This window comes from Stenotrophomonas sp. ASS1 (genome assembly GCF_004346925.1).
GTDB lineage: Bacteria > Pseudomonadota > Gammaproteobacteria > Xanthomonadales > Xanthomonadaceae > Stenotrophomonas > Stenotrophomonas maltophilia_A.
In genome coordinates this window covers 3,765,969-3,784,811 of record NZ_CP031167.1, presented here as the reverse complement: position 1 = coordinate 3,784,811, position 18,843 = coordinate 3,765,969, and the positions used below count along the sequence as shown (strand labels likewise).

The 18,843-nt window shown below is 68.1% G+C and carries 19 protein-coding genes; 8 read left to right on the top strand and 11 right to left on the bottom strand.

All coding sequences use genetic code 11. The annotated features are described in order from the left end of the window. Positions 1-5: 5 nt before the first annotated feature. Positions 6-452 (bottom strand): universal stress protein, encoded by a 447-nt coding sequence (locus MG068_RS17500; RefSeq protein ID WP_071229624.1) that lies wholly within the window; start codon positions 450-452, stop codon positions 6-8. 141 nt (positions 453-593) lie between these two features. On the opposite strand from MG068_RS17500, the gene MG068_RS17495 reads away from it, so the two are divergent. From MG068_RS17495 to MG068_RS17480, 4 genes are all read left to right on the top strand, one after another. Next, positions 594-1,511, top strand: coding sequence for a LysR family transcriptional regulator (locus MG068_RS17495; RefSeq protein ID WP_032129879.1), 918 nt, complete (start codon positions 594-596; stop codon positions 1,509-1,511). A 153-nt stretch (positions 1,512-1,664) separates the two neighbouring features. Further along, positions 1,665-3,194 (top strand): MFS transporter, encoded by a 1,530-nt coding sequence (locus tag MG068_RS17490; RefSeq protein ID WP_032129878.1) that lies wholly within the window; start codon positions 1,665-1,667, stop codon positions 3,192-3,194. A 21-nt stretch (positions 3,195-3,215) separates the two neighbouring features. Then, positions 3,216-4,298 (top strand): HlyD family secretion protein, encoded by a 1,083-nt coding sequence (locus tag MG068_RS17485; RefSeq protein WP_132810769.1) that lies wholly within the window; start codon positions 3,216-3,218, stop codon positions 4,296-4,298. Further along, positions 4,295-5,707: an efflux transporter outer membrane subunit gene (locus MG068_RS17480; protein WP_049459661.1), complete on the top strand. Its 1,413-nt coding sequence runs from the start codon at positions 4,295-4,297 to the stop codon at positions 5,705-5,707. The genes MG068_RS17485 and MG068_RS17480 overlap by 4 nt, the downstream gene beginning before the upstream one ends. 144 nt (positions 5,708-5,851) lie before the next feature. On the opposite strand, the gene MG068_RS17475 is transcribed toward MG068_RS17480, so the two are convergent. The 6 genes from MG068_RS17475 to MG068_RS17450 all read right to left on the bottom strand — a co-directional run bounded on the left by MG068_RS17475 (position 5,852) and on the right by MG068_RS17450 (position 11,438). Then, on the bottom strand, positions 5,852-6,415 hold the full coding sequence (locus MG068_RS17475) for a DUF3916 domain-containing protein (RefSeq protein ID WP_132810768.1): 564 nt from the start codon (positions 6,413-6,415) through the stop codon (positions 5,852-5,854). Between the two features lie 245 nt (positions 6,416-6,660). Further along, positions 6,661-6,999, bottom strand: coding sequence for a hypothetical protein (locus MG068_RS17470; RefSeq protein ID WP_005414449.1), 339 nt, complete (start codon positions 6,997-6,999; stop codon positions 6,661-6,663). A gap of 77 nt (positions 7,000-7,076) precedes the next feature. After that, complete coding sequence (locus MG068_RS17465) at positions 7,077-8,018, bottom strand: DegV family protein (protein ID WP_032129875.1); 942 nt, start codon at positions 8,016-8,018, stop codon at positions 7,077-7,079. 95 nt (positions 8,019-8,113) lie between these two features. Then, positions 8,114-8,746: a 2-hydroxychromene-2-carboxylate isomerase gene (locus tag MG068_RS17460; RefSeq protein WP_049421816.1), complete on the bottom strand. Its 633-nt coding sequence runs from the start codon at positions 8,744-8,746 to the stop codon at positions 8,114-8,116. Positions 8,747-8,766: 20 nt separating this feature from the next. Beyond that, positions 8,767-10,029 (bottom strand): amidohydrolase family protein, encoded by a 1,263-nt coding sequence (locus tag MG068_RS17455; protein WP_132810767.1) that lies wholly within the window; start codon positions 10,027-10,029, stop codon positions 8,767-8,769. Continuing rightward, on the bottom strand, positions 10,029-11,438 hold the full coding sequence (locus MG068_RS17450) for an amidohydrolase (RefSeq protein WP_032129872.1): 1,410 nt from the start codon (positions 11,436-11,438) through the stop codon (positions 10,029-10,031). The genes MG068_RS17455 and MG068_RS17450 overlap by 1 nt, the downstream gene beginning before the upstream one ends. A gap of 152 nt (positions 11,439-11,590) precedes the next feature. Between MG068_RS17450 and MG068_RS17445 the strand changes: the two genes are divergently transcribed. Together MG068_RS17445 and MG068_RS17440 are read left to right on the top strand one after the other, a co-directional pair. Beyond that, a complete protein-coding gene (locus MG068_RS17445) occupies positions 11,591-12,367 on the top strand; it encodes an AMP nucleosidase (RefSeq protein WP_005414446.1) in 777 nt (258 codons plus the stop codon). 43 nt (positions 12,368-12,410) lie between these two features. Next, positions 12,411-12,950, top strand: coding sequence for a DUF924 family protein (locus MG068_RS17440; RefSeq protein ID WP_006384394.1), 540 nt, complete (start codon positions 12,411-12,413; stop codon positions 12,948-12,950). A gap of 77 nt (positions 12,951-13,027) precedes the next feature. Here the strand turns inward: MG068_RS17440 and grxD are convergent, their stop codons facing one another. Then, positions 13,028-13,954, bottom strand: coding sequence for a Grx4 family monothiol glutaredoxin (grxD, locus tag MG068_RS17435; protein ID WP_032129871.1), 927 nt, complete (start codon positions 13,952-13,954; stop codon positions 13,028-13,030). A 59-nt stretch (positions 13,955-14,013) separates the two neighbouring features. Between grxD and MG068_RS17430 the strand changes: the two genes are divergently transcribed. Next, entirely contained in the window at positions 14,014-14,793 is a 780-nt protein-coding gene (locus tag MG068_RS17430; RefSeq protein WP_132810766.1) for a polysaccharide deacetylase family protein, read from the top strand. A 68-nt stretch (positions 14,794-14,861) separates the two neighbouring features. Here the strand turns inward: MG068_RS17430 and MG068_RS17425 are convergent, their stop codons facing one another. From MG068_RS17425 to MG068_RS17415, 3 genes are read right to left on the bottom strand one after another with little or no spacing between them, the layout of a single operon-like run. Next, entirely contained in the window at positions 14,862-15,578 is a 717-nt protein-coding gene (locus MG068_RS17425; RefSeq protein ID WP_132810765.1) for a class I SAM-dependent methyltransferase, read from the bottom strand. 4 nt (positions 15,579-15,582) lie between these two features. Next, a complete protein-coding gene (locus MG068_RS17420) occupies positions 15,583-16,200 on the bottom strand; it encodes an SGNH/GDSL hydrolase family protein (protein WP_032129868.1) in 618 nt (205 codons plus the stop codon). Between the two features lie 3 nt (positions 16,201-16,203). Beyond that, positions 16,204-17,478, bottom strand: coding sequence for a pyridoxal phosphate-dependent aminotransferase (locus MG068_RS17415; RefSeq protein WP_032129867.1), 1,275 nt, complete (start codon positions 17,476-17,478; stop codon positions 16,204-16,206). A gap of 114 nt (positions 17,479-17,592) precedes the next feature. Here MG068_RS17415 and rsgA point away from each other — a divergent pair, with 114 nt between their 5' ends. Next, positions 17,593-18,702, top strand: a complete 1,110-nt coding sequence (gene rsgA / locus MG068_RS17410) for a ribosome small subunit-dependent GTPase A (RefSeq protein WP_032129866.1) — start codon at positions 17,593-17,595, stop codon at positions 18,700-18,702. Positions 18,703-18,843 lie beyond the last annotated feature (141 nt).

Genomic DNA, 18,843 nt, shown 5'->3' with positions numbered 1-18,843 from the left:
GGTTGCTAGGGTCGTGGGTCGCGGGTTTCCACCAGCACGGGACAGGGCGCGTGGTCGATGGTCCATTGCCCGATCGAGGGTTCGAACAGGCGTTCCAGGCGGGACAGGTGGCGGTGGCCGATGACGATCAGGTCGCACTTCAGGCGCCGGGCCTGCTCGCTGATCACTTCGCCCGGGTCACCCGAGGGAATCTGCGCGATGGCGTCGACGCCGCGCTCGCGCAGCTCGGCCAGGGCTTCGGCCAGCACCGCTTCGGCCCGCGAGCGCTGGCGGGCGGCTTCCGGGTACTCGATGCGGTCGGCTTCGCTGGCATCGGCCGCCAGCGCGAATTCGGGGTCGAGCACGCACAGCAGGTGCAGGCGGCTGTGGGGGCCGGCGATGGCTGCGGCCAGGTCCAGCACGCGTGCGTGCTGGGGGCCACCGTCCAGGGCGACCAGCAGGGTATTGAACATGGATGTCTCCTTGGCAGGCCGGGGATGGTCGCCGATGTCACTGCGCGCACCCATGCCGTGCGCGGCAGTCAATGAATGCGTAAAACGCAATCCGCTGTGGTTACAAGTGTCGTAGAGTCATCTGATTTACTGGAGACTGTCATGCCCCTGCCGGACCTGAACCTGTTGCTGGCACTGGACGTGCTGATTGACGAATGCAGCGTGGCCGCCGCCGCGCGGCGGATGAACCTGAGCGCGCCGGCGATGAGCCGTACCCTGGGCCGGATCCGCACCGCGCTGGGCGACCCGGTGCTGGTGCGTGCCGGCCGCGGTCTGGCCCCCACGCCCCGCGCGCTGCAGCTGCGTGAGCAGGTCCGCGATGTGATCGAGCAGGCCCACCGTGTGTTCAACGCCGGTCGCGAGATCGACCTGCGCACCCTGGAACGCACCTTCAATGTCCGCGCCAACGATGTCTTCATCGGTGGATTCGGCGGACGCCTGCGTGAACTGTTCCGCCAGCAGGCGCCGCGCGCGGTACTGCGCTTCGTGCCCGAGGGCGATACCGACGACGACGCGATGGCGCAGGGCCGGATCGACCTGTACATCAGCACCGCGGGCAAGCATGCACCCGATACCAAGGTGCAGAACCTGTTCAGTACCTCGTTCATGGGCGCCGCGCGCGAAGATCATCCGTTGTTCGATGAGGAGATCAGCGCCGAGCGTTTTGCTGCCTGCGACCACATCGCGGTGTCGCGGCGGGGGCTGCCGCGTGGCCCGATCGATGACGACCTGGCCACGCTGGGCCTGCAGCGGCGGGTGGCGCTGATCAGCCCGACCTTCCACGGCGCGATCTTCGCTGCCGCCGAGTCGGACCTGATCCTGCCGCAGATGCCGAGCGTGATGCTGGAGCGGATCGTCAGCATGCGCCTGCCGCTGCGCCTGTTCCCGCTGCCGATCCCGGTGCGCACCGCCGCCATCGTGCAGGCCTGGCATCCACGCCTGGACAACGACGCCGCCCACCAGTGGCTGCGGCGCTCGATCAAGACCATGTGCGAAAGCGCAGGGGAGGCCCCGCGCTGACATCTGCATGCGTGCGCCTGGCGCACGCCTGGGATGCGGGCTGCGCCATTTTTCGCAGGGTACCAGCTCCCTAGACTGCGCTCCCCGGAGTTTCACTGAGCGCATTCCAATGACCCCCAACATGCCGTGCACTGCACGGATCGGTGCCCGGCGATGAGTACGCCGGCCGCCGCTGTCCCGGCCGCTGCTGCGCCCCGTCCTGCCGCCGCCCCCGGGCTCGACCGCCGCGTTCTGGTCGGCCTGTGTGGCGTGCTGCTGGCGGTGCTGGTGTCGGGCTTCAACGAGAACATCACCAAGGTCGCCCTGGCCGACATCCGTGGTGCGATGGGTTTCAGCGTCGATGACGGCAGCTGGATCGTCGCCCTCTACAGCGCGATGTCGGTCAGCGCGATGGCCTTCGCCCCGTGGTGTGCCGCCACCTTCTCGCTGCGCCGCTTCGCGCTGGCGATGATCGGTGGCTTCATGGTGCTGGGCGTGCTCTGCCCGCTTGCGCCGAACCTGCAGGTGTTCCTGCTGCTGCGCGCGCTGCAGGGGCTGTGTGGTGGTGCGCTGCCGCCGCTGCTGATGAGCGTGGCACTGCGCTTCCTGCCGCCCGGCATCAAGCTGTATGGCCTGGCGGGCTACGCGTTGACCGCTACCTTCGGCCCGAGCATGGGCACGCCGCTGGCCGCGTTCTGGGTCGAGCAGGTGGGCTGGCACTGGGCGTTCTGGCAGATCGTGCCGTACTGCCTGGCTGCCATGGCGATGGTCAGCTGGGGCCTGCCGCAGGACCCGCTGCGGCTGGAGCGTTTTGCCCAGTTCGATGGCGTGGGTCTGGCGCTGGGCCTGCCGGCGCTGGTGCTGCTGGTGCTGGGCCTGGTGCAGGGCCCGCGCCTGAACTGGTTCGACTCGCCGATGATCACCCTGATGATCGGTGGCGGCGCCGGCCTGATGGTGCTGTTCATGATCAATGAATGGTTCCACCCGCTGCCGTTCTTCAAGCTGCAGCTGCTGGCCAACCGCAACCTCAGCTACTCGCTGGTGACGCTGGGCGGCGTGCTGTTCGTGCTGCTGGCAGTGATCTCGATTCCCTCCGGTTTCCTGGCCAGCGTGCAGGGCTACCGGCCATTGCAGACCGCACCGATGCTGCTGTGGGTGGCGCTGCCACAGGTGATCGCACTGCCGTTGGTGGCGGCGTTGTTGAACATCCGCGCAGTGGATTGCCGCTGGGTGCAGGCCACCGGCCTGGCGATGCTGGCGCTGGCCTGCTGGCTGGGCTCGCACCTGGATGTGGCCTGGATCCGCGACAACTTCCTGTGGGTACAGCTGCTGCAGGTATTCGCCCAGCCGATGGCGGTGTTGCCGCTGCTGATGCTGGCCACTGGCGGGCTGGCACCGCAGGACGGTCCGTTCGCCTCGGCGTGGTTCAACACGGTCAAGGGCTTTGCTGCCGTGCTCGCCAGCGGCGTGCTGGATGCCGTCGCCCAGGGCCGCCGTCATTTCCATTCCACCGTGCTGGTCGACCGCCTCGGCGAGCAGCCGTGGCTGGCCGAGGGCCCGCAGCTGGGTGCGCGCCTGCATGCACAGGTGCAGGCGCTGACCTCGGCCGACCTGTACTGGGTGGTCGCGCTGGTGGCGCTGGCCTTCATTCCCCTCATTGCCTGGATGCCCACCCGCATCCATCCGCCACGTGCCGTGGCCTGAACCTTTCGCAGGAACCCCCTCATGACGATCAATCGAACCACTCTCAATACCGGCCTGGGCCTGGGCGTGCTGGCCCTGGCCATCGGTGCCTGGCTGCTGCTGCGCGACGGCGGTCACCAGACCACCAACAATGCCTATGTCGTTGCCGACTACACGCTGGTTGCGCCGAAGATTCCCGGCTTCGTCAGTGCCGTGGAAGTAGAGGACAACCAGTCGGTGAAGGCGGGCGACGTGCTTGCCCGCATCGACGACCGCGACTACCAGGTGGCCCTGCAGGCGGCCCGTGCCGACCTCGCCAACGCCCGTGCACAGCTGGCCAACGCGCAGGCCGCACTGGCCCAGCAGGACTCGTTGATCGCGCAGGCCAGGGCCAGTGTCGATGTCAGCCGTTCCGAACTGACCCTGGCCAGTGCCGACCAGCAGCGTTACCGCGAACTGGCCCGTGACGGCGCCGGTACCGTGCAGAACGCGCAGCAGGCGCAGTCGAAGCAGGCCGTGGCCAGTGCGCATCTGCAGCAGGGCCAGGCCGCGCTGTCGACCGCACGCCAGCGCACCGACATCCTCAGCGCGGGCGTGCAGGCTGCACAGGCGGCGGTGCAGCGTGCGGAAGCGGCGCAGGCGCGCGCCGAACTGGATCTGTCGCACACCGTGCTGCGCGCACCGATCGATGGCATGGTCGGTCGCCGCGCGGTGCGCGTGGGTGCCTACCTGACGCCGGGTACGCCGGTGGCCGCGGTGGTGCCGCTGAAGCGCGCCTTCGTGGTCGCCAACTTCCAGGAAACGCAGATGACCCGCATGCAGGCCGGCCAGCAGGTCGAACTGAAGGTGGACGTATTCCCGGGCAAGCCGCTGCGCGGGCACATCGACAGCATTGCACCAGCCACCGGCGTCACCTTTGCTGCAGTCGCACCAGAGAACGCCACCGGCAACTTCACCAAGGTGGTGCAGCGCATTCCGGTGAAGATCGTGCTGGAGCCGGGCCAGCCGCTGCTGGACCAGCTGCGTGCCGGCATGTCGGTGGAAGCCAGCGTTGACCTGGGCAGCCGCGCGCGCGCGCAGAGCGTGCAGCACAGTCCGGGCCACAAGAGCGGGGAGGGCGCATGAGCGCAGTCACCGTGTTCCGCACCTTCGTTGCGGCCAGCCTGTGCACGGCCTTGGCTGCCTGCACGATGGGGCCGGACTTCGTACGCCCGCAGGCGGAACTACCCAGCCACTGGCAGGGTGAGGCCGTCGCCGGCAACGCCATCGACCAGGACGCGGCCTGGTGGGCCGGTTTCGACGATCCGCTGCTGGGGCAGCTGGCCAACCAGGTGCTGGCGGCCAACCTGGACCTGCAGCTGGCGGCCAACCGCGTGCAGCAGAGCCGTGCTGCACGCGGCATCACCGCCGCCGATCGCCTGCCCAGCGTCAGCGCGAGCGCCAGTGGCGTGCGTGCACGCAACAGCGAGGTGGGCCTGAATGATCCGTCCGGCAACGGCGGCCGTGATGACTACGGGCTGTTCCAGGCCGGTATCGGCCTGAGCTGGGAACTGGACCTGTGGGGCCGCGTGCGGCGGCAGGTGGAAGCGGCCGACGCGCGCGTGCAGATGGCCGAGGAGGATGCACATGCCGTGCGCATCGCGCTGCTGGCGGAAACCGCGCGTGATTACCTGCAGCTGCGCGCGACGCGGCAGCTGCTGGCGATCACCGAGGATAACCTCAGCATCGCCCACGACATCAAACGCCTGACCGAAGCACGCCAACGCCAGGGTGTGGCCAGCACGCTGCAGGTGTCCAGCGCGGCCGCGCAGGTGGCATCGCTGCAGGCACGCATCGCGCCGTTGCAGCATCGCGAATCGCAGCTGCGCAATGCGCTGGCGTTCCTGCTGGCGCAGCCGCCGCAGGCGCTGGACGCGCAGCTGCAGGATGCACGCCGTGACTGGCCGGCGTTGCCAGCCGTAGCGGTGGGGCTGCCCAGTGAACTGGCCGAGCGTCGCCCGGACATCCGTCGTGCCGAAGCGGCACTGCATGCGGCAACGGCAGGCATCGGCGTGGCCAAGGCCAGTTTCCTGCCGCGCATCACCTTGAATGGCGACGCCGGCTTCCAGGCCAAGCAGCTGGATGATCTGGATGGCTGGAACGCGCACCGTTTCAGCATCGGTCCGTCGATCAGCCTACCGATCTTCCAGGGCGGACGGCTGAAGGCCAATCTCGCGCTGAGCAGGCTGCAGCAGCAACAGTCGGCCCTGCAGTTCCGCCGTACCGTGCTGCAGGCATGGCACGAAGTGGATGACGCCATGGATGGCTACAGTGCCGAGCAGCAGCGCACGGTGCAGCTGCACGTGGCGGTGGATGAGAGCGAGACGGCACTGGGGGCGGCGCGCCGGCAGTACCAGGCCGGCGTGGTCGACATGCTGGACGTGCTGACCACCCAGCGCATCGCACTGGACAACCAGGCCGCGCTGGCCAACAGCCAGGCCACCGCCGCGATCGCGCGTGTAGAGCTGTACCGCGCGCTGGGCGGCGGCTGGTAGCGATAGGGAAACGCCGGGCCATGCCCGGCGGTTCGTCGGTAGTTGCCAACCTTGGTTGGCAGTTTTTTTGGAGCGCCAACCAAGGGTGGCGTCTACCAGAGCCCGTCGTGCGCCGGGCCACGTGCTGTGGACCCGGTGGACGCATCAACGCCGGTCCGCTACCTCGCCGTAAAACCAGTATTCCTGTTCCAGACCGTCATCGTGGTCGGTGGGAGGAATGCTGACCTGCACACCTCGCTCCTCAACGCCTTGGGGTAGGACGAGCTGCCATTCGGCGGAAAGACTGCGCGAGGTGATGGCGGTGACCTGGCCATCCGCTGTCGAGGTGACGTGGCCCTGGAAGTACGCTTCGTCCAGGTAAAGGCAAATCTCGCTGGAGAACATCCCTGGCTGGGCGATGCAGCAGGTTACCCGCACAGTAGCTTGTGAAGCGGGCCGCGACTGGATCAGATTTGCGCAGGCGCTGATGAGCGATTGGGCGCAGGCACGCTGGATTCTCAGGGTGGTGGCCGGGCCTTCGATCAGACCGGCTCGGGTCGGAACCTTGTAGTTCCAGTAGCGAGCTTGACTGCCCAACTCCTCTGGCGAGGGAAACGCACCACTGAAGCAGTCAGCCCAATGCTGCAGGTCGCGTAGTCGGCGTGGGGCATCGCGCAGCTTCTTCTCGCCGCGCGTACCCGGCCGGGTGATGGCATCTCTGTTTCTCATTCCCACAGTGTGCCAGCCACATGCGCGGCGGGTTGGAAAGCGCCAACCGAGGTTGGCATCTACCGGAGCAGCCCTCGGAAGCGCAGGGCCATGTCCGGCGGCGCGTCAGTAGTGGCCAACCTTGGTTGGCAGCCGTTTGTGCAAGCGCCAACCAAGGTTGGCGTCTACCAGAGCATGGTCATCGGCACCGGGTCGATCACGACACGGGCACGGTAGCGCCGGGCCATGCCCGGCGGGCGGGTGCCTCAACGCACGTCGCGCAGTTCCCAGTGGCTGCCGGCCAGCAGGCGCAGGCGCTGCTTGAACACGTCACTGTCGATGCGGGTGGTGGCCACCAGATTGATGCGCAGGTCCTTCTGCTCGCCGGTCACGGTGGCGTCCGGATCGGTCACGCCCCACTGCGGTTCCACCGCGTCCGGGTCAGGCTGCTTGGCCTTCCAGCGCTCGAACAGCGTGCCGCTGCGCAGGGCGTCCTGCAGCTCTTCGGCGAAACCGGCGGCGCCCTGCGAATGGAAGGACAGGTCAGGATCGTTGCCGCGGGCCTTGGACGGGTCGGGCAGGCTGATGTGGTACTGCGCAGGCATGGAGTTCTCCTTGAAGTGCGGGAAGACTGGCACAACCGCGGTGGAATCGATGTGCAGATCCGCGCCGCGTCGGGGCCTCACTCGAACCGATGCGGCCCATCGGCGAAGCCCACGGTGACCGCGCCCTTGCCGACGTTGACCATGCCGGTCAGGCTCATCACCGATTCGTACACGGTCACGCCATGGGTGGCGCAGACCTCTTTCAGCTGTGCATAGCCGGGCAGGGTGCGCAGCTCTTCCAGCTCACCGCCGTAGCTGACGCACACCGTCGGTGTCATCAGCCCGGCGCGTACGCGCTGGCCAACTACCGCGAACAACTTCTGCACGGCGTTGTCGAAGCCCTTGATCTTGGCCACCGGTCCGGTCTCGCCGCGGTAACCGTGCAGCACCGGCTTGATGTCCAGCGCACTGCCCAGTGCGGCGCTGAGCAGGCCGACACTGCGGTCGCCCTTGTGCCGCGCACGCGCGCGCATGTAGTACAGGTCACGGGTGACCATGTAGCCGTGCACGTTGCTGGCCAGCTCCTCCAGCCGCTCGCGGATCTGCTGCACGCTGGCGTTGCTGTCGCGCAGGCGCACCGCTTCCACTGCGGTCACCGCCTGCGCGGCGAACAGGTTCTGGGTGTCGAGCACGCGCAGCGCGAACGGCGAGTTGTAACCCGCCGCCTGCCGCACCGGCTTGTAGTCGTTGAGGATGGCGAAGCTGGCCTGCAGCGCGTTGTCATGGATGGGGCTGCGGGTCTTGGTGATGGTCATGCAGAACACGTGGTCGTAATCGATCACCAGCTGCTGCAGGAACAGGTCGCGGATCTGGTTGACGCTGAAGGGGATGGTTTCCGCTTCAGCACCGTGTTCGGCCACGTGCGCGTGCAGGAAGCTCAGTGTGGCCTGTTCATCGCGATGATCGGCCAGCACCGCTTCGCCGATGCGTACGGTGATCGGCAGCAGCACGATGTTGTGGGTGGCGATGAAGTCCGGCGGCAGGTCGCAGGCCGAGTCGACGACGATTCCGATGCGCATCCGCGGCTCCCCCTCCAGGGCGGTTGTAGGTTCGGAAACGTGAAATCTATCTCAAATTCCAGGCAGGCGCGCGAGGGAAACGCGCCACGCCCTGTTCAGCGACTGCGCTGCACCGCCACCGGCAGGGTGGCCAGGCGCAGCCATTCGGGCTGCCGCAGCAGGCCCGGATCGGCCAGCACCGCCGCCATCAGCGGGTGCGCGTCGTTGCCCCAGAACAGCTCCTCATCGATAGCCAGGGTCGGCACACCGAACACCCCGGCGCCAATTGCGGCCTCGGTGTTACGGCGCAGCTGCTCCTTCACCGCCGGGTCGGCGATGGCGCTGGCGACATCGTCAATACCCAGCTGTGCGGCCGGTTCGCGCAGGGCGTCAGGGCTGTCGGCCGCGTTGCCGTCGCGCCAGATCCAGTCGAACAGGACGTCCACCGCCTGCACGCTGGCACCCGCGGCCAGGCACAGGCGCAGGGCGGGCAGCGGGTTGAACGGATGGCCGGGCGGGAATCGCAGCGGTGTGCCCTCGGCCTGCGCGGTCCACAACAGCTGGCGGTAGATGAAGCGGCGCTTGGCCGGAATCTCGGCCGGCCCGAGGTTGCCCAGGTGATGCAGCACCGCACCGAAGGCGATCGGCACGGTCTGGATCTGCGCGAACTGCGGCAGCTGCTTCAGCTTCTGCCAGTGCAGGTAGGAGTAGGGCGAGATGAGGTCGAAGTACCAGCGCAGTGTCGCCATCGGTGTGTCCTCGTGTGCGGTCAGGGCTGCGCGTTGCGCTGCAGGTAGCGGTCACGCAGTTCGGTCTGGCGCGAGCGCATCGGCATCGCACGGCCGCCCAGCCAGACCTGCTCGGCATAGTGCGCCACGTCCAGCGGATCGCCCTCCCACAGCACCAGGTCGGCGCGCTTGCCGGGCTCGATGCTGCCGATCTGATCGGCCACCCCGAACGCCTGTGCAGGCACCCGGGTCAGGCCGGCCAGGCCATCGGCCCACGGCAGGCCGTTGGCCACTGCGTTGCCGGCCAGCTGGCGCATCTTGCGCGCGTTGTGGGTGGCGTCGCCGCGCTGCACGAAGGAAACCGCCACGCCGGCACGCTGCAGGCGCGCGGTGCTTTCCAGGGTGGCGCCGATCTGGTCGAAGCTGGCCGGCAGGTTGGCCAGCACGTCAACGAACACCGGCACCTGTGCGGCGGCCAGCTCCGGCGCGACCTGCCAGGCTTCGCTGGCGCCGGCGATGGCGATCTTCACTTTCTCGCGGGCGGCCCAGCGCAGCAGCTGGCGGATATCGGCGGCACGGTCCACTTCCACCACGATGCGGCCCTGGCCGGCCAGGTAGCGGCTGAGCGTGCGGCGCCCGGCCGGGGTCAGCAATGCATGCGGCGAGTCCGCAGCCACCTGGCCACGCGCCTCGTCGATCATCTGCTGCAGCAGCATCCACTGTGCGGCACGCGAATGGCCGGTCAGTTCTGAGGCCGCTGCGCCGATGCGCAGGAACAGGGCACGCGGGCCGATCGGATCGGTGCTGCCATCGAGCCGCATCACGCCGCCCTGGCCGGCCACGAAACCACCGCCGGTGGCAGCGCCCAGCGCGGTGAAGCCGATGCCTTCCAGGCGCGTGACCGGAATCAGCACTGAGGCCGGGTTGTAGGCGAGGGTGACGTCGAATTCCGGGCGCAGTGGCTGCTCACCGAGCTTCAACGAACTGTCCACCGTGCTCGATTCACCGGAAACTTCTTCGATGCCAGTCTCGGTGATGCCACCGAACAGTGCCGGTGTCAGGGGACGGCCATTGGCCTCGACCACGCTGGCGTCGGCCGGCGCCGACAGGCCGTTGCCCACCGCGCGGATGATGCCGCCCTGCACCAGCACATCGGCGTTCTGCAGGCTGCCACGTGCGCTGGCGGTGTGCACCGTTGCGTTGCGCACCAGCAGGTCCTGCGCCGAGGCTGCGGTTGTCATCAACAACAGCGCAACCAAGGTAGCGCCGGGCCATGCCCGGCGACGCTTGCTCAACACGCCCATCAGCGCACCTCCTGGCCAAGCTGGAAATCGGAACGCGGCGTCGCTGCCGGTGCACTGCGGTCGTACAACCTGCGGCCATCAATGAAGACCTGCTCGGCCAGCGCATACGAACTGAAGGGGTTGCCGTTCCAGACCACCACGTCGGCCATCTTGCCGGCCTCCAGGGTGCCGGTCTGGCCTTCAATGCCCAGCGCCTTGGCGGCGTTGGCGGTCATCCAGGTGATGGCGTGTTCGGGCGTGATCTCCGGCATGCGCGCGCGGCGCGCGGACGCCATCACCTTGGCTGCTTCCTGGTTCAGGCGCTGGATGCCCTCGGGTGAATCGGAGTGGACGATGGCGCAGCTGTTCTTCGGCCGGTCGACCAGCGCGATGTTCTCCGGAATGCCGTCGAAGGCTTCCATCTTGAAGCCCCACCAGTCGGCCCACAGCGCACCGCAGACGCCGTCGGCGGCCAGCCGGTCGGCCAGCTTGTAGGCCTCCACGCCGTGGTGGAAGGCGGCTACCTTGAAGCCGAATTCCTTGGCCAGATCGAGCATGGTGGCCATCTCGTCGGCGCGGTAGCAGTGGATGTGCACGCGGATGTCGCCTTCGATCGCACCGGCCAGCGTGTCCAGCTTGAGATCGCGCTTGCCGCCGGCATCACCGGCGCTGTCGCCCTTGTCGCTGCCGAACCAGCCCTTGCGCTTGGCCGGCTTCGGCTTGTTCTTGGCGATGTAGTCGGCGGCATCGATGAAGGCGGCGCGGTAGCCGGCCACGTTGCCCATGCGCGTGGCGGGGGCAACGCCCTTGCCTTCGCCATAGACGCGCTTGGGGTTCTCGCCGCAGGCCATCTTCAGGCCCCAGGGCGCACCGGGGAACTTCATCGCCTGGTAGGTCACCGCGGGTACGTTCTTGAGGGTCACGCCGCGGCCACCCACCAGATTGGCCGAGCCCGGCAGCACCTGCATGCTGGTCACGCCGCCGGCCAGCGCGGTGGCGAAGCCCGGGTCCTGCGGCCACACCGAGTGCTCGGCCCAGACGTTGGCGGTGACCGGTGCGGTCATCTCGTTGCCGTCGCTGTGCGCGCCGACGCCGGGGCTGGGGTACACGCCCAGGTGCGAGTGCACGTCGATCAGGCCAGGGGTGACCCACTTGCCCTGCGCATCGATGCGGGTGACACCGGCATCGGCCTGCAGCTGGCGGCCGACGGCGACGATGCGGCCCTCGCGCAGCAGCACGTCGGCATTGTCCAGGCGCTGGCCGGTGCCGGTCAGCACGGTGGCGTTCTGGATCAGCACCGGCGCATCGGGATGCGCCTGGTAGGTGCTGGGGTAGGGATCGGCGACGAAGCGCGAGGCGCCCACCGCCGGAGCCGTGCTCAATGAAAGCAGTGCCAGGGCTACCCCAGCGCGCAACAACGTCGATGCCATGCAGTTCCCCTTGCAGCCTGGTCCAACCGTCGACGCTAGCCCGGAGGCGGCGGGATTGCCAAGTGACCTTCTTCACAGGCCTGCCGACGGTGGCTCGACGGCACCGGCCGGGTGGCTGAAAATACCCGGTCCCCCGCCGTACCGGACTGCCCATGAAGAGCAAGCAGGAAATCGTCGACAACTGGCTGCCGCGCTATACCGGCGTACCGCTGGACCAGTTCGGCCAGCACATTCTGCTGACCAACTTCGGCGGCTACCTGCATACGTTTTCCGAGCTGACCGGCGCGCCGGTCATCGGCCTGGACCGGCCGATGGCCAGTGCCACCATCGATGGCATCACCATGATCAACTTCGGCATGGGCAGTCCCAATGCCGCGATCATCATGGACCTGCTGTCGGCGGTGATGCCCAAGGCGGTGCTGTTCCTGGGCAAGTGCGGTGGTCTCAAGCGCAAGAACCAGCTGGGCGACCTGGTGCTGCCGATCGCGGCGATCCGTGGCGAGGGTACCTCGGGCGACTACCTGCCGCCGGAAGTACCGGCGCTGCCGGCCTTCGCGCTTCAGCGTGCGGTTTCGACCATGATCCGCGACCTCGGCCACGATTACTGGACCGGCACCGTCTATACCACCAACCGCCGGGTCTGGGAGCACGACGAGGCCTTCAAGGAGCGGCTGCGGGCAATGCGCTGCATGGCCATCGACATGGAAACGGCCACGGTGTTCGCCGCCGGCTTCGCCAACCACATCCCCAGCGGCGCGCTGCTGCTGGTTTCGGACCAGCCGATGATCCCGGACGGGGTCAAGACCGAGGCCTCCGATGCCAAGGTCAGCTCCCAGTTCGTGGAAAACCATATCCAGATCGGCATCGAGGCGCTTAAGCTTATCCGGCGCAACGGCAAGTCGGTCCGCCACCTGCGCTTCGACGAATGATGATGAAGGCCGGGCGCGGGGCGTCCGGGCTTGGGAGTAGGTAATGGACGTTGCCGCGCAAGTGGTGGAATTCTGGAAGGAGGCGGGCCCTGCGAAGTGGTTCGCCCGCGACGACGCGTTCGACGCGCAGTTCCGCCAGTTGTTTCTGGATGAGCATTTCGCCGCCGCTTCGCGCGGGCGCGAGCATTGGCTGGGCAGTGCCGAAGGGGCGCTGGCCCTGATGCTGCTGCTGGACCAGTTCCCGCGCAACTGCTTCAGGGGCACTGCCCATTCCTACGCCACCGATGGCCTGGCCCGGCATTACGCCATGCGTGCCATCGAGGAGGGCCTGGACCTGCAGCTGGTGCCGAAGCTGCGCGCCTTCATCTACCTGCCGTTCGAGCACTCCGAGGATCCGCTGGACCAGGACCGCTCGGTGGCGATGTTCGACGTGCTGGGTGACAAGGAATACCTGCAGTACGCCGAACTGCACCGCGACATCATCCGCCGTTTCGGGCGCTTCCCGCATCGCAACGCCGTGCTGGGCCGCATCCCCACGCCGGAAGAACTGGATTACCTGGCCGAAGGCGGGTTCGCCGGCTAAGAAAAAGGGGACGGAGGGGATTAAGTCGTTTATGGCAAAAACGACTTAATCCCCTCCGTCCCCTTTTTCAGTGCCGATCAGTACTTCGGCACGCCGTTGTCCACGTCTTCCGACCAGGCGTTGATGCCGCCGGTGACGTTGAACACCTTGGTGAAGCCGAGGGCGCGGAACTGCTCGGCGGCCTGCGCGCTGCGGCCACCGTGGTGGCACATGAAGGCCAGCGCGGTGTCCTTCGGCAGGGCTTCCAGCGCGGCGCGGCCGTTGCCGTCGAAGCTCTTGAACGGCACGCCCACGGCGGCAATTTCACGCTCGTCGGCCGGGCGCACGTCCACCAGGGTGATGTTGCCGGCACGCACCAGGTCGTCGGCATCGCGCACGCTGATTTCCTGCACCGGCTTGGGCGCGTTCGGGTTGTCGATCGCCAGGCCCTTGCCGCGGATGTCGTCCACCCAGTCGATGGTGATGCCGTTGGCGCGACGCGCGCTGGCCAGGTCGAACTGCACGCGCAGGCCGTTGGACTCGGCGGCAATCGCGCCTTCGTCGTGCGGGGCCAGCTGGAAGTTCGGCTGGAAACCGGCGTCGATGGACAGCTGCAGGGCAGCGCCCGGAGCATCGGCCAGCGCGCCCTTGAGCATTTCCACGGCGGCAGGAGTGACGGTGATGCTCGGCGGGGTACGGTCCGGCGCAGCCAGGCCCAGCACGCTGCTCAGCTCGCCGCTGGCGGCCATCTGCAGCACGATGTCGCTGCCGCCGACCAGCTCGCCGTCGATGTACAGCTGCGGGATGGTCGGCCAGTCGCCGTAGGCCTTGATGCCTTCACGGATTTCCTGGTCGGCCAGCACGTTGACGTGGGCGAACTCGACGCCGAGGTCCTGCAGGGCGCCCACGGCCTTGGCCGAGAAACCGCACTGCGGCATCGACGGCTGACCCTTCATGAACAGCACGACGCGGTTGGCGTTGAGGATGGATTCGATGCGCGAACGCAGGGCGGGATCGAGGGACATGGACGTCGGGTTTCCGGGAATTCGAATCATCAATTCTAACCCCCATGGCATCATGGGGGATGAGCAACGCAGGAACATTGCATCGCATCCCGGCCCGCCCCTGGCGCTGGCTGCCCTGGCTGGTGGCGTCGCAGCTGGTCGTGATCCTGGTCTGGGCCCTGGACGGCTGGCAGTGGGGGCTGCCGCTGATGGTGGCCAGCCACGCATTGTTCATGGTGCCGGTGTTCCTGCCCAACAGCCGCTTCTATGCGCCGGTGCTGAGCCGACTGCCGGAGGCCGGCAACACGGTATGGCTGACGATCGATGACGGTCCTGGCCCGGAAACCCGCGCCGTGCTCGACCTGCTGGACCGCCACCAGGCGCGCGCCACCTTCTTCCTGGTGGGCGAACGTGCGCTGGCGCAGCCGGAACTGGTCGCCGAGATTCTGCGCCGTGGCCACGACCTGGGCAATCACAGCCACAGCCATCCGCAGGCACGCTTCTGGCGGCTGGGCCCGGCGGCGATGCGCGCCGAGATCGAGGGCTGCCAGCATGCCCTGCAGGCGGTAAGCGGCCAGCCGGTGCGCTGGTACCGCTCGGTGGTGGGCATGACCAATCCGTTCGTGGCGCCGGTGCTGCAGCGGTTGGGGCTGGTCCGGGTAGGGTGGAGCGCGCGCGGCTACGACGGCGTCGGCTGCACGCCGGACGGCGTGCTGGCACGGCTGCTGCCAGACCTGCGCCCGGGCGCGATCGTGCTGCTGCACGAAGGTGCCGCCCATGGGCACAACCTGGTGATCATCGAGCGCGTGCTGCAGGCGCTGCACGAGCGCGGGCTGAAGGCGCAGCTGCCGGCCGGATAACCGGTAGCGCCGGGCCACGCCCGGCGAGCGCAGCGGCATGGATGGAATCCGCCGGGCATGGCCCGACGCTACCGGATGCGGTGCGCCACCAGCAGCCAGCTGTTGAAGGGGGTACGCCCGTGCAGCGGCCGGGGCGACGTCACCTGCAATCCGGCCTCGATCAATGTCGCCTGCAGCACCTGCGGATCGGGATAGTGGCGCGGTCGTGTGCCCATCCAGCCGATCAGCCAGGCCAGCCGGTCGGCCACCCGTGTGGTGCGGTCGCGGCCATCGCCGGTGGCCAGCGGTGTACGCAGCAACAGGCAGCCGCCGTGGGCCACCTGCGCGCTGGCCGCGCGCAGCAGGGCCTGCTGTGGGCCCGCGTCCAGATACTGAAGCACGTCCAGCAGCAGGACGTGCCCGGCCTGCGCCGGCAGCGGCGCCTGCACATCCACGCAGTCGAAGCGCACGTCCTGCAGGTCGGCGGCAGCACGTTGCGCGCGGGTGATCTTGCCGGCATCCACGTCCACGCCCAGGTAATGCTGGGTACCGCCGCGCTGGCGCAGCACATGGGCGAACAGGCCCAGCCCGCAGCCCAGGTCCAGCACCGGCTGCCCATCGTCAGGCAGATGCTGCAGCACGCCGTCGTACAGCGGATCGCTGCCGAGCTTGCCGCGGGTGTAGTAGTAGTCGCGGCGGCTGCCCCAGGCCTGCGCTGGCCGGAATGCTTCTGCGATCGCGCGGGCCTGCGGGGCGGTCAGGGGCGTGCAGGGCAGGGGCGTGCCGTTCCGTGGCGTGCCGTCCATCGCCTCAGTCCGTGCCGCCAAGCAGATGCGCGGCCACCGGCAGAGCGCGCGCGCTCCACAGCGCGTACATCCGCGCCGAAGGGTGCAGGCCGTCCTCGGCAATCATCGTCGGGTCTTCGCCCTGCGCGCGGCTGATATCGGTGATGTCGACGAAGGCCACGCCCTGCTGGGTGCTGATCACCTCGGCAGCCGCATTGAATTCGTCGGTCTCGATCTCGATCGTGGCCAGGTCGCGGCCACTGCCGGCGCCGAACGGGGTCGCACCCCAATCGGGGAAGGACAGCACCAGCACGCGGCCGGCATCACCGCCAGCGAAACCGATGGCCCGCTGCAGCAGCGCCTGGAACTGGCTGCGGTATTCGTCCAGCGGACGCCCACGGTACTGGTTGTTGACGCCGATCAGCAGGCTGACGAAATCGAACGGCCCCTGCGGCGCGGCCGCATCGATGCCCGCATCGAGTTCGTCGGTGGTCCAGCCGGTAGTCGCAATGGTCTGCGGATCGGACAGCTCAGTGCCCTGTGCACGCAGCGCGGCAGCCAGCTGGTGCGGCCAGCGGCCTTCGACTGCAACCGCTTCACCGATGGTGTACGAATCGCCCAGCGCCAGGTAGGACAGGGTCACAGGTCAGGCCACCGAACGGCGCGGCTTCAGCGGCACGACCTTGGTCGCGTCCTCGGCACGGCGGGCCAGGGCACGGTCAATGCGCGCGAATACATCGCGCATCACCGAGGCTTCCGGCATCAGGGTCACGCGGAAATGGTGGCGGTAGGGCACGTTGAAGCTCGAGCCCGGCACCACCAGCACGCCCTCGTTGTTCATCAGGTCCAGCGCGAAGTTGTGGTCGTCGAAGCCCTTTGCCGCGGCGCCGACCACGGCCGGGAACGCGTACAGCGCGCCGGCCGGCGCGACCAGCGACAGGTGTTCGCTGGCTTCGCAGGCTTCGATCACCGCACGGCGGGTTTCGTACAGGCGGCCGCCCGGCGTGCACAGCTCGGAAATGGTGTCCGGGCCGTTCACCGCTGCCTCGATGGCGTACTGGCCCGGCACGTTGGCGCACAGGCGCAGCGCACCGAGCAGGTCCAGCGCCGCGCGGAAGTCACCCAGGCGGGCATCATCGCCGCTGAGGTGGGCCCAGCCCACGCGCCAGCCGCAGGCGCGGTGCACCTTGCTCAGGCCGCTGAAGGTCAGGCACGGATGATCACCGGCCAGCGGCGCGACCGGCTGGAACACCGCGTCGTCGTACAGGATCTGGTCGTAGATCTCATCAACCAGCAACAGCAGGTTGTGGCGGCGCGCGATCTCCACCACGCGCTCCAGCAGTTCGCGTGGGTAGCTGGCGCCGCTGGGGTTGTTCGGGTTGATCAGCACGATGGCGCGGGTGCGCGAGGACACCAGCGTCTCGATCTCGCTCGGGTCCGGCTGGAAGCCGTTCTCCGGTGCGCAGCGGTAGTACACCGGGCGGCCATCGTTGAGGATGGTCGAGGCCGACCACAGCGGGTAGTCGGGCGAGGGCACCAGCACTTCGTCGCCGGGATTGAGCAGCGCACGCAGCGACAGGTCGATCAGTTCGCTGACGCCATTGCCGAGGAAGACGCGGTCCGGGTGCGCATCGGGCGCGCCACGGCGGGCGTAGTAGCTGGCGATGGCTTCACGCGCGACCGGCAGGCCCTGCTGGTGCGTGTAGGGGTCGGTGCGGCCCATGTCGTCGGCGATTGCACGCTGAAGGTGCTCCGGCGCGCGGAAACCGAAGGCGCCGGGATTGCCGATGTTGAGCTTGATCAGCTTGCGGCCCTGCGCCTCCAGCTCCCGGGCTCGCCGCGCCAGTTCTCCGCGGATTTCGTAGCGCACTTCGGAAAGGCGCTCGCGGATGGCCAGGGGCTTGGGCGAGTTGGTGGACATGGGAGCTGGGCCGTCAAAAGGCATGGGGCTTCCATCCTACCGGAATTGCTGCAATGCATGGCAAGGGCTCCAGGCCCGTCATTGCTGGGCTGGCAGGGCGCCGGCACAGGTAGAATGGCGGCGATGACCCAGACCCCCGATTTCATCGCCCTGCAGACCATTGGCTGGCCCTGGCCGGGCCCGGCGCAGCAGGCCGACTGGCAGGCCGCGATGGCCGCACATCCGCAGGCCCGCCCGGCACGGGTGATCGAACAGCACCGCACCCATTACGTGGTGGCCGATGGCCCGGATGCGTCGATCAAGGCCGAGTCGCTGCCGGAATGGCAGCGACCGCGCTTCCCCAGCCATGAACGGCCAGCGGTGGGTGACTGGGTGCTGCTCGATGGCATCCGCATCGTCGCCCTGCTGCCGCGGCGTACCGCGATCAAGCGCGGTGCGGCCGGCGAGCATTACCACCAGCAGGTGATCGCCGCCAACATCGATACGGTGTTCATCGTCTGTGGCCTGGATGCCGACTTCAATCCGCGCCGCATCGAGCGCTACCTGCTGCTGGTCGGTGGTGGTGGTGCAGAACCGGTAGTGGTGCTGACCAAGGCCGACCAGACCGAGTACAGCGAGGATGCGCTGGCGGTGCTGGAAGAGCTGGAGATGCAGGGCATCGCGCTGCATGCGATCAACGGCCTGGATGCCGACAGCGTGGCGGTGCTGCAGCCGTGGCTGGGCCCGGGCCGCACGGTGGTGCTGGTCGGTTCCTCCGGTGCCGGCAAGTCCACGCTGACCAACACCCTGCTCGGCGAGCAGCGGATGAAGACCAACGCAGTGCGCGCCAACGATTCGCGTGGACGCCACACCACCACGCACCGCGCGCTGATGCCGCTGCCGACCGGCGCCTGCCTGATCGACACCCCCGGCATGCGCGAGCTGAAGCCGACCGGCGAAGAGACCCTGTCCGAGGGTGGGTTCGCGGACATCGAAGCGCTGGCCGCACAGTGCCGTTTCAACGACTGCAAGCACCAGCAGGAGCCGGGCTGTGCCGTGCGTGCAGCGATCGAGGCTGGCGAGATTGAAGAGAGCCGGCTGCTGAACTACTTCAAGCTGAAGGAAGAAGTGGCCGCCGCTGCCGCCAAGCTGGCAGTACGCCAGGCCGAGACCGCGCAGGAACGCGGTGGCAAGAAGGGCAAGGGCCAGCAGTTCCGCCCGGCAGGCAAGCCGCGCAGGCGTTGATCGGTATCGCGGGGTCGGATCCCATTGCACCGCAATGGGCTCTGACCCCTGCAATGAACTCGCGCCTGCCTGCTTCGGGTGGGTGCCAACTGCCCGCTCCTGGTAGGTGCCAACCTTGGTTGGCACGGATGTATCCGAAGT

What these genes read in the sequence shown, in the direction of transcription:
- MG068_RS17425 (WP_132810765.1), bottom strand. Translation starts at nt 15,578, where the DNA reads ATGGACGGCACGCCACGGAACGGCACGCCCCTGCCCTGCACGCCCCTG.
- MG068_RS17490 (WP_032129878.1), top strand. Translation starts at nt 1,665, where the DNA reads ATGAGTACGCCGGCCGCCGCTGTCCCGGCCGCTGCTGCGCCCCGTCCT.
- MG068_RS17450 (WP_032129872.1), bottom strand. Translation starts at nt 11,438, where the DNA reads ATGGCATCGACGTTGTTGCGCGCTGGGGTAGCCCTGGCACTGCTTTCA.
- MG068_RS17455 (WP_132810767.1), bottom strand. Translation starts at nt 10,029, where the DNA reads ATGGGCGTGTTGAGCAAGCGTCGCCGGGCATGGCCCGGCGCTACCTTG.
- MG068_RS17470 (WP_005414449.1), bottom strand. Translation starts at nt 6,999, where the DNA reads ATGCCTGCGCAGTACCACATCAGCCTGCCCGACCCGTCCAAGGCCCGC.
- MG068_RS17440 (WP_006384394.1), top strand. Translation starts at nt 12,411, where the DNA reads ATGGACGTTGCCGCGCAAGTGGTGGAATTCTGGAAGGAGGCGGGCCCT.
- MG068_RS17480 (WP_049459661.1), top strand. Translation starts at nt 4,295, where the DNA reads ATGAGCGCAGTCACCGTGTTCCGCACCTTCGTTGCGGCCAGCCTGTGC.
- MG068_RS17445 (WP_005414446.1), top strand. Translation starts at nt 11,591, where the DNA reads ATGAAGAGCAAGCAGGAAATCGTCGACAACTGGCTGCCGCGCTATACC.
- rsgA (WP_032129866.1), top strand. Translation starts at nt 17,593, where the DNA reads ATGGCGGCGATGACCCAGACCCCCGATTTCATCGCCCTGCAGACCATT.
- MG068_RS17500 (WP_071229624.1), bottom strand. Translation starts at nt 452, where the DNA reads ATGTTCAATACCCTGCTGGTCGCCCTGGACGGTGGCCCCCAGCACGCA.
- MG068_RS17460 (WP_049421816.1), bottom strand. Translation starts at nt 8,746, where the DNA reads ATGGCGACACTGCGCTGGTACTTCGACCTCATCTCGCCCTACTCCTAC.
- MG068_RS17430 (WP_132810766.1), top strand. Translation starts at nt 14,014, where the DNA reads ATGAGCAACGCAGGAACATTGCATCGCATCCCGGCCCGCCCCTGGCGC.
- grxD (WP_032129871.1), bottom strand. Translation starts at nt 13,954, where the DNA reads ATGTCCCTCGATCCCGCCCTGCGTTCGCGCATCGAATCCATCCTCAAC.
- MG068_RS17485 (WP_132810769.1), top strand. Translation starts at nt 3,216, where the DNA reads ATGACGATCAATCGAACCACTCTCAATACCGGCCTGGGCCTGGGCGTG.
- MG068_RS17495 (WP_032129879.1), top strand. Translation starts at nt 594, where the DNA reads ATGCCCCTGCCGGACCTGAACCTGTTGCTGGCACTGGACGTGCTGATT.
- MG068_RS17415 (WP_032129867.1), bottom strand. Translation starts at nt 17,478, where the DNA reads ATGTCCACCAACTCGCCCAAGCCCCTGGCCATCCGCGAGCGCCTTTCC.
- MG068_RS17465 (WP_032129875.1), bottom strand. Translation starts at nt 8,018, where the DNA reads ATGCGCATCGGAATCGTCGTCGACTCGGCCTGCGACCTGCCGCCGGAC.
- MG068_RS17475 (WP_132810768.1), bottom strand. Translation starts at nt 6,415, where the DNA reads ATGAGAAACAGAGATGCCATCACCCGGCCGGGTACGCGCGGCGAGAAG.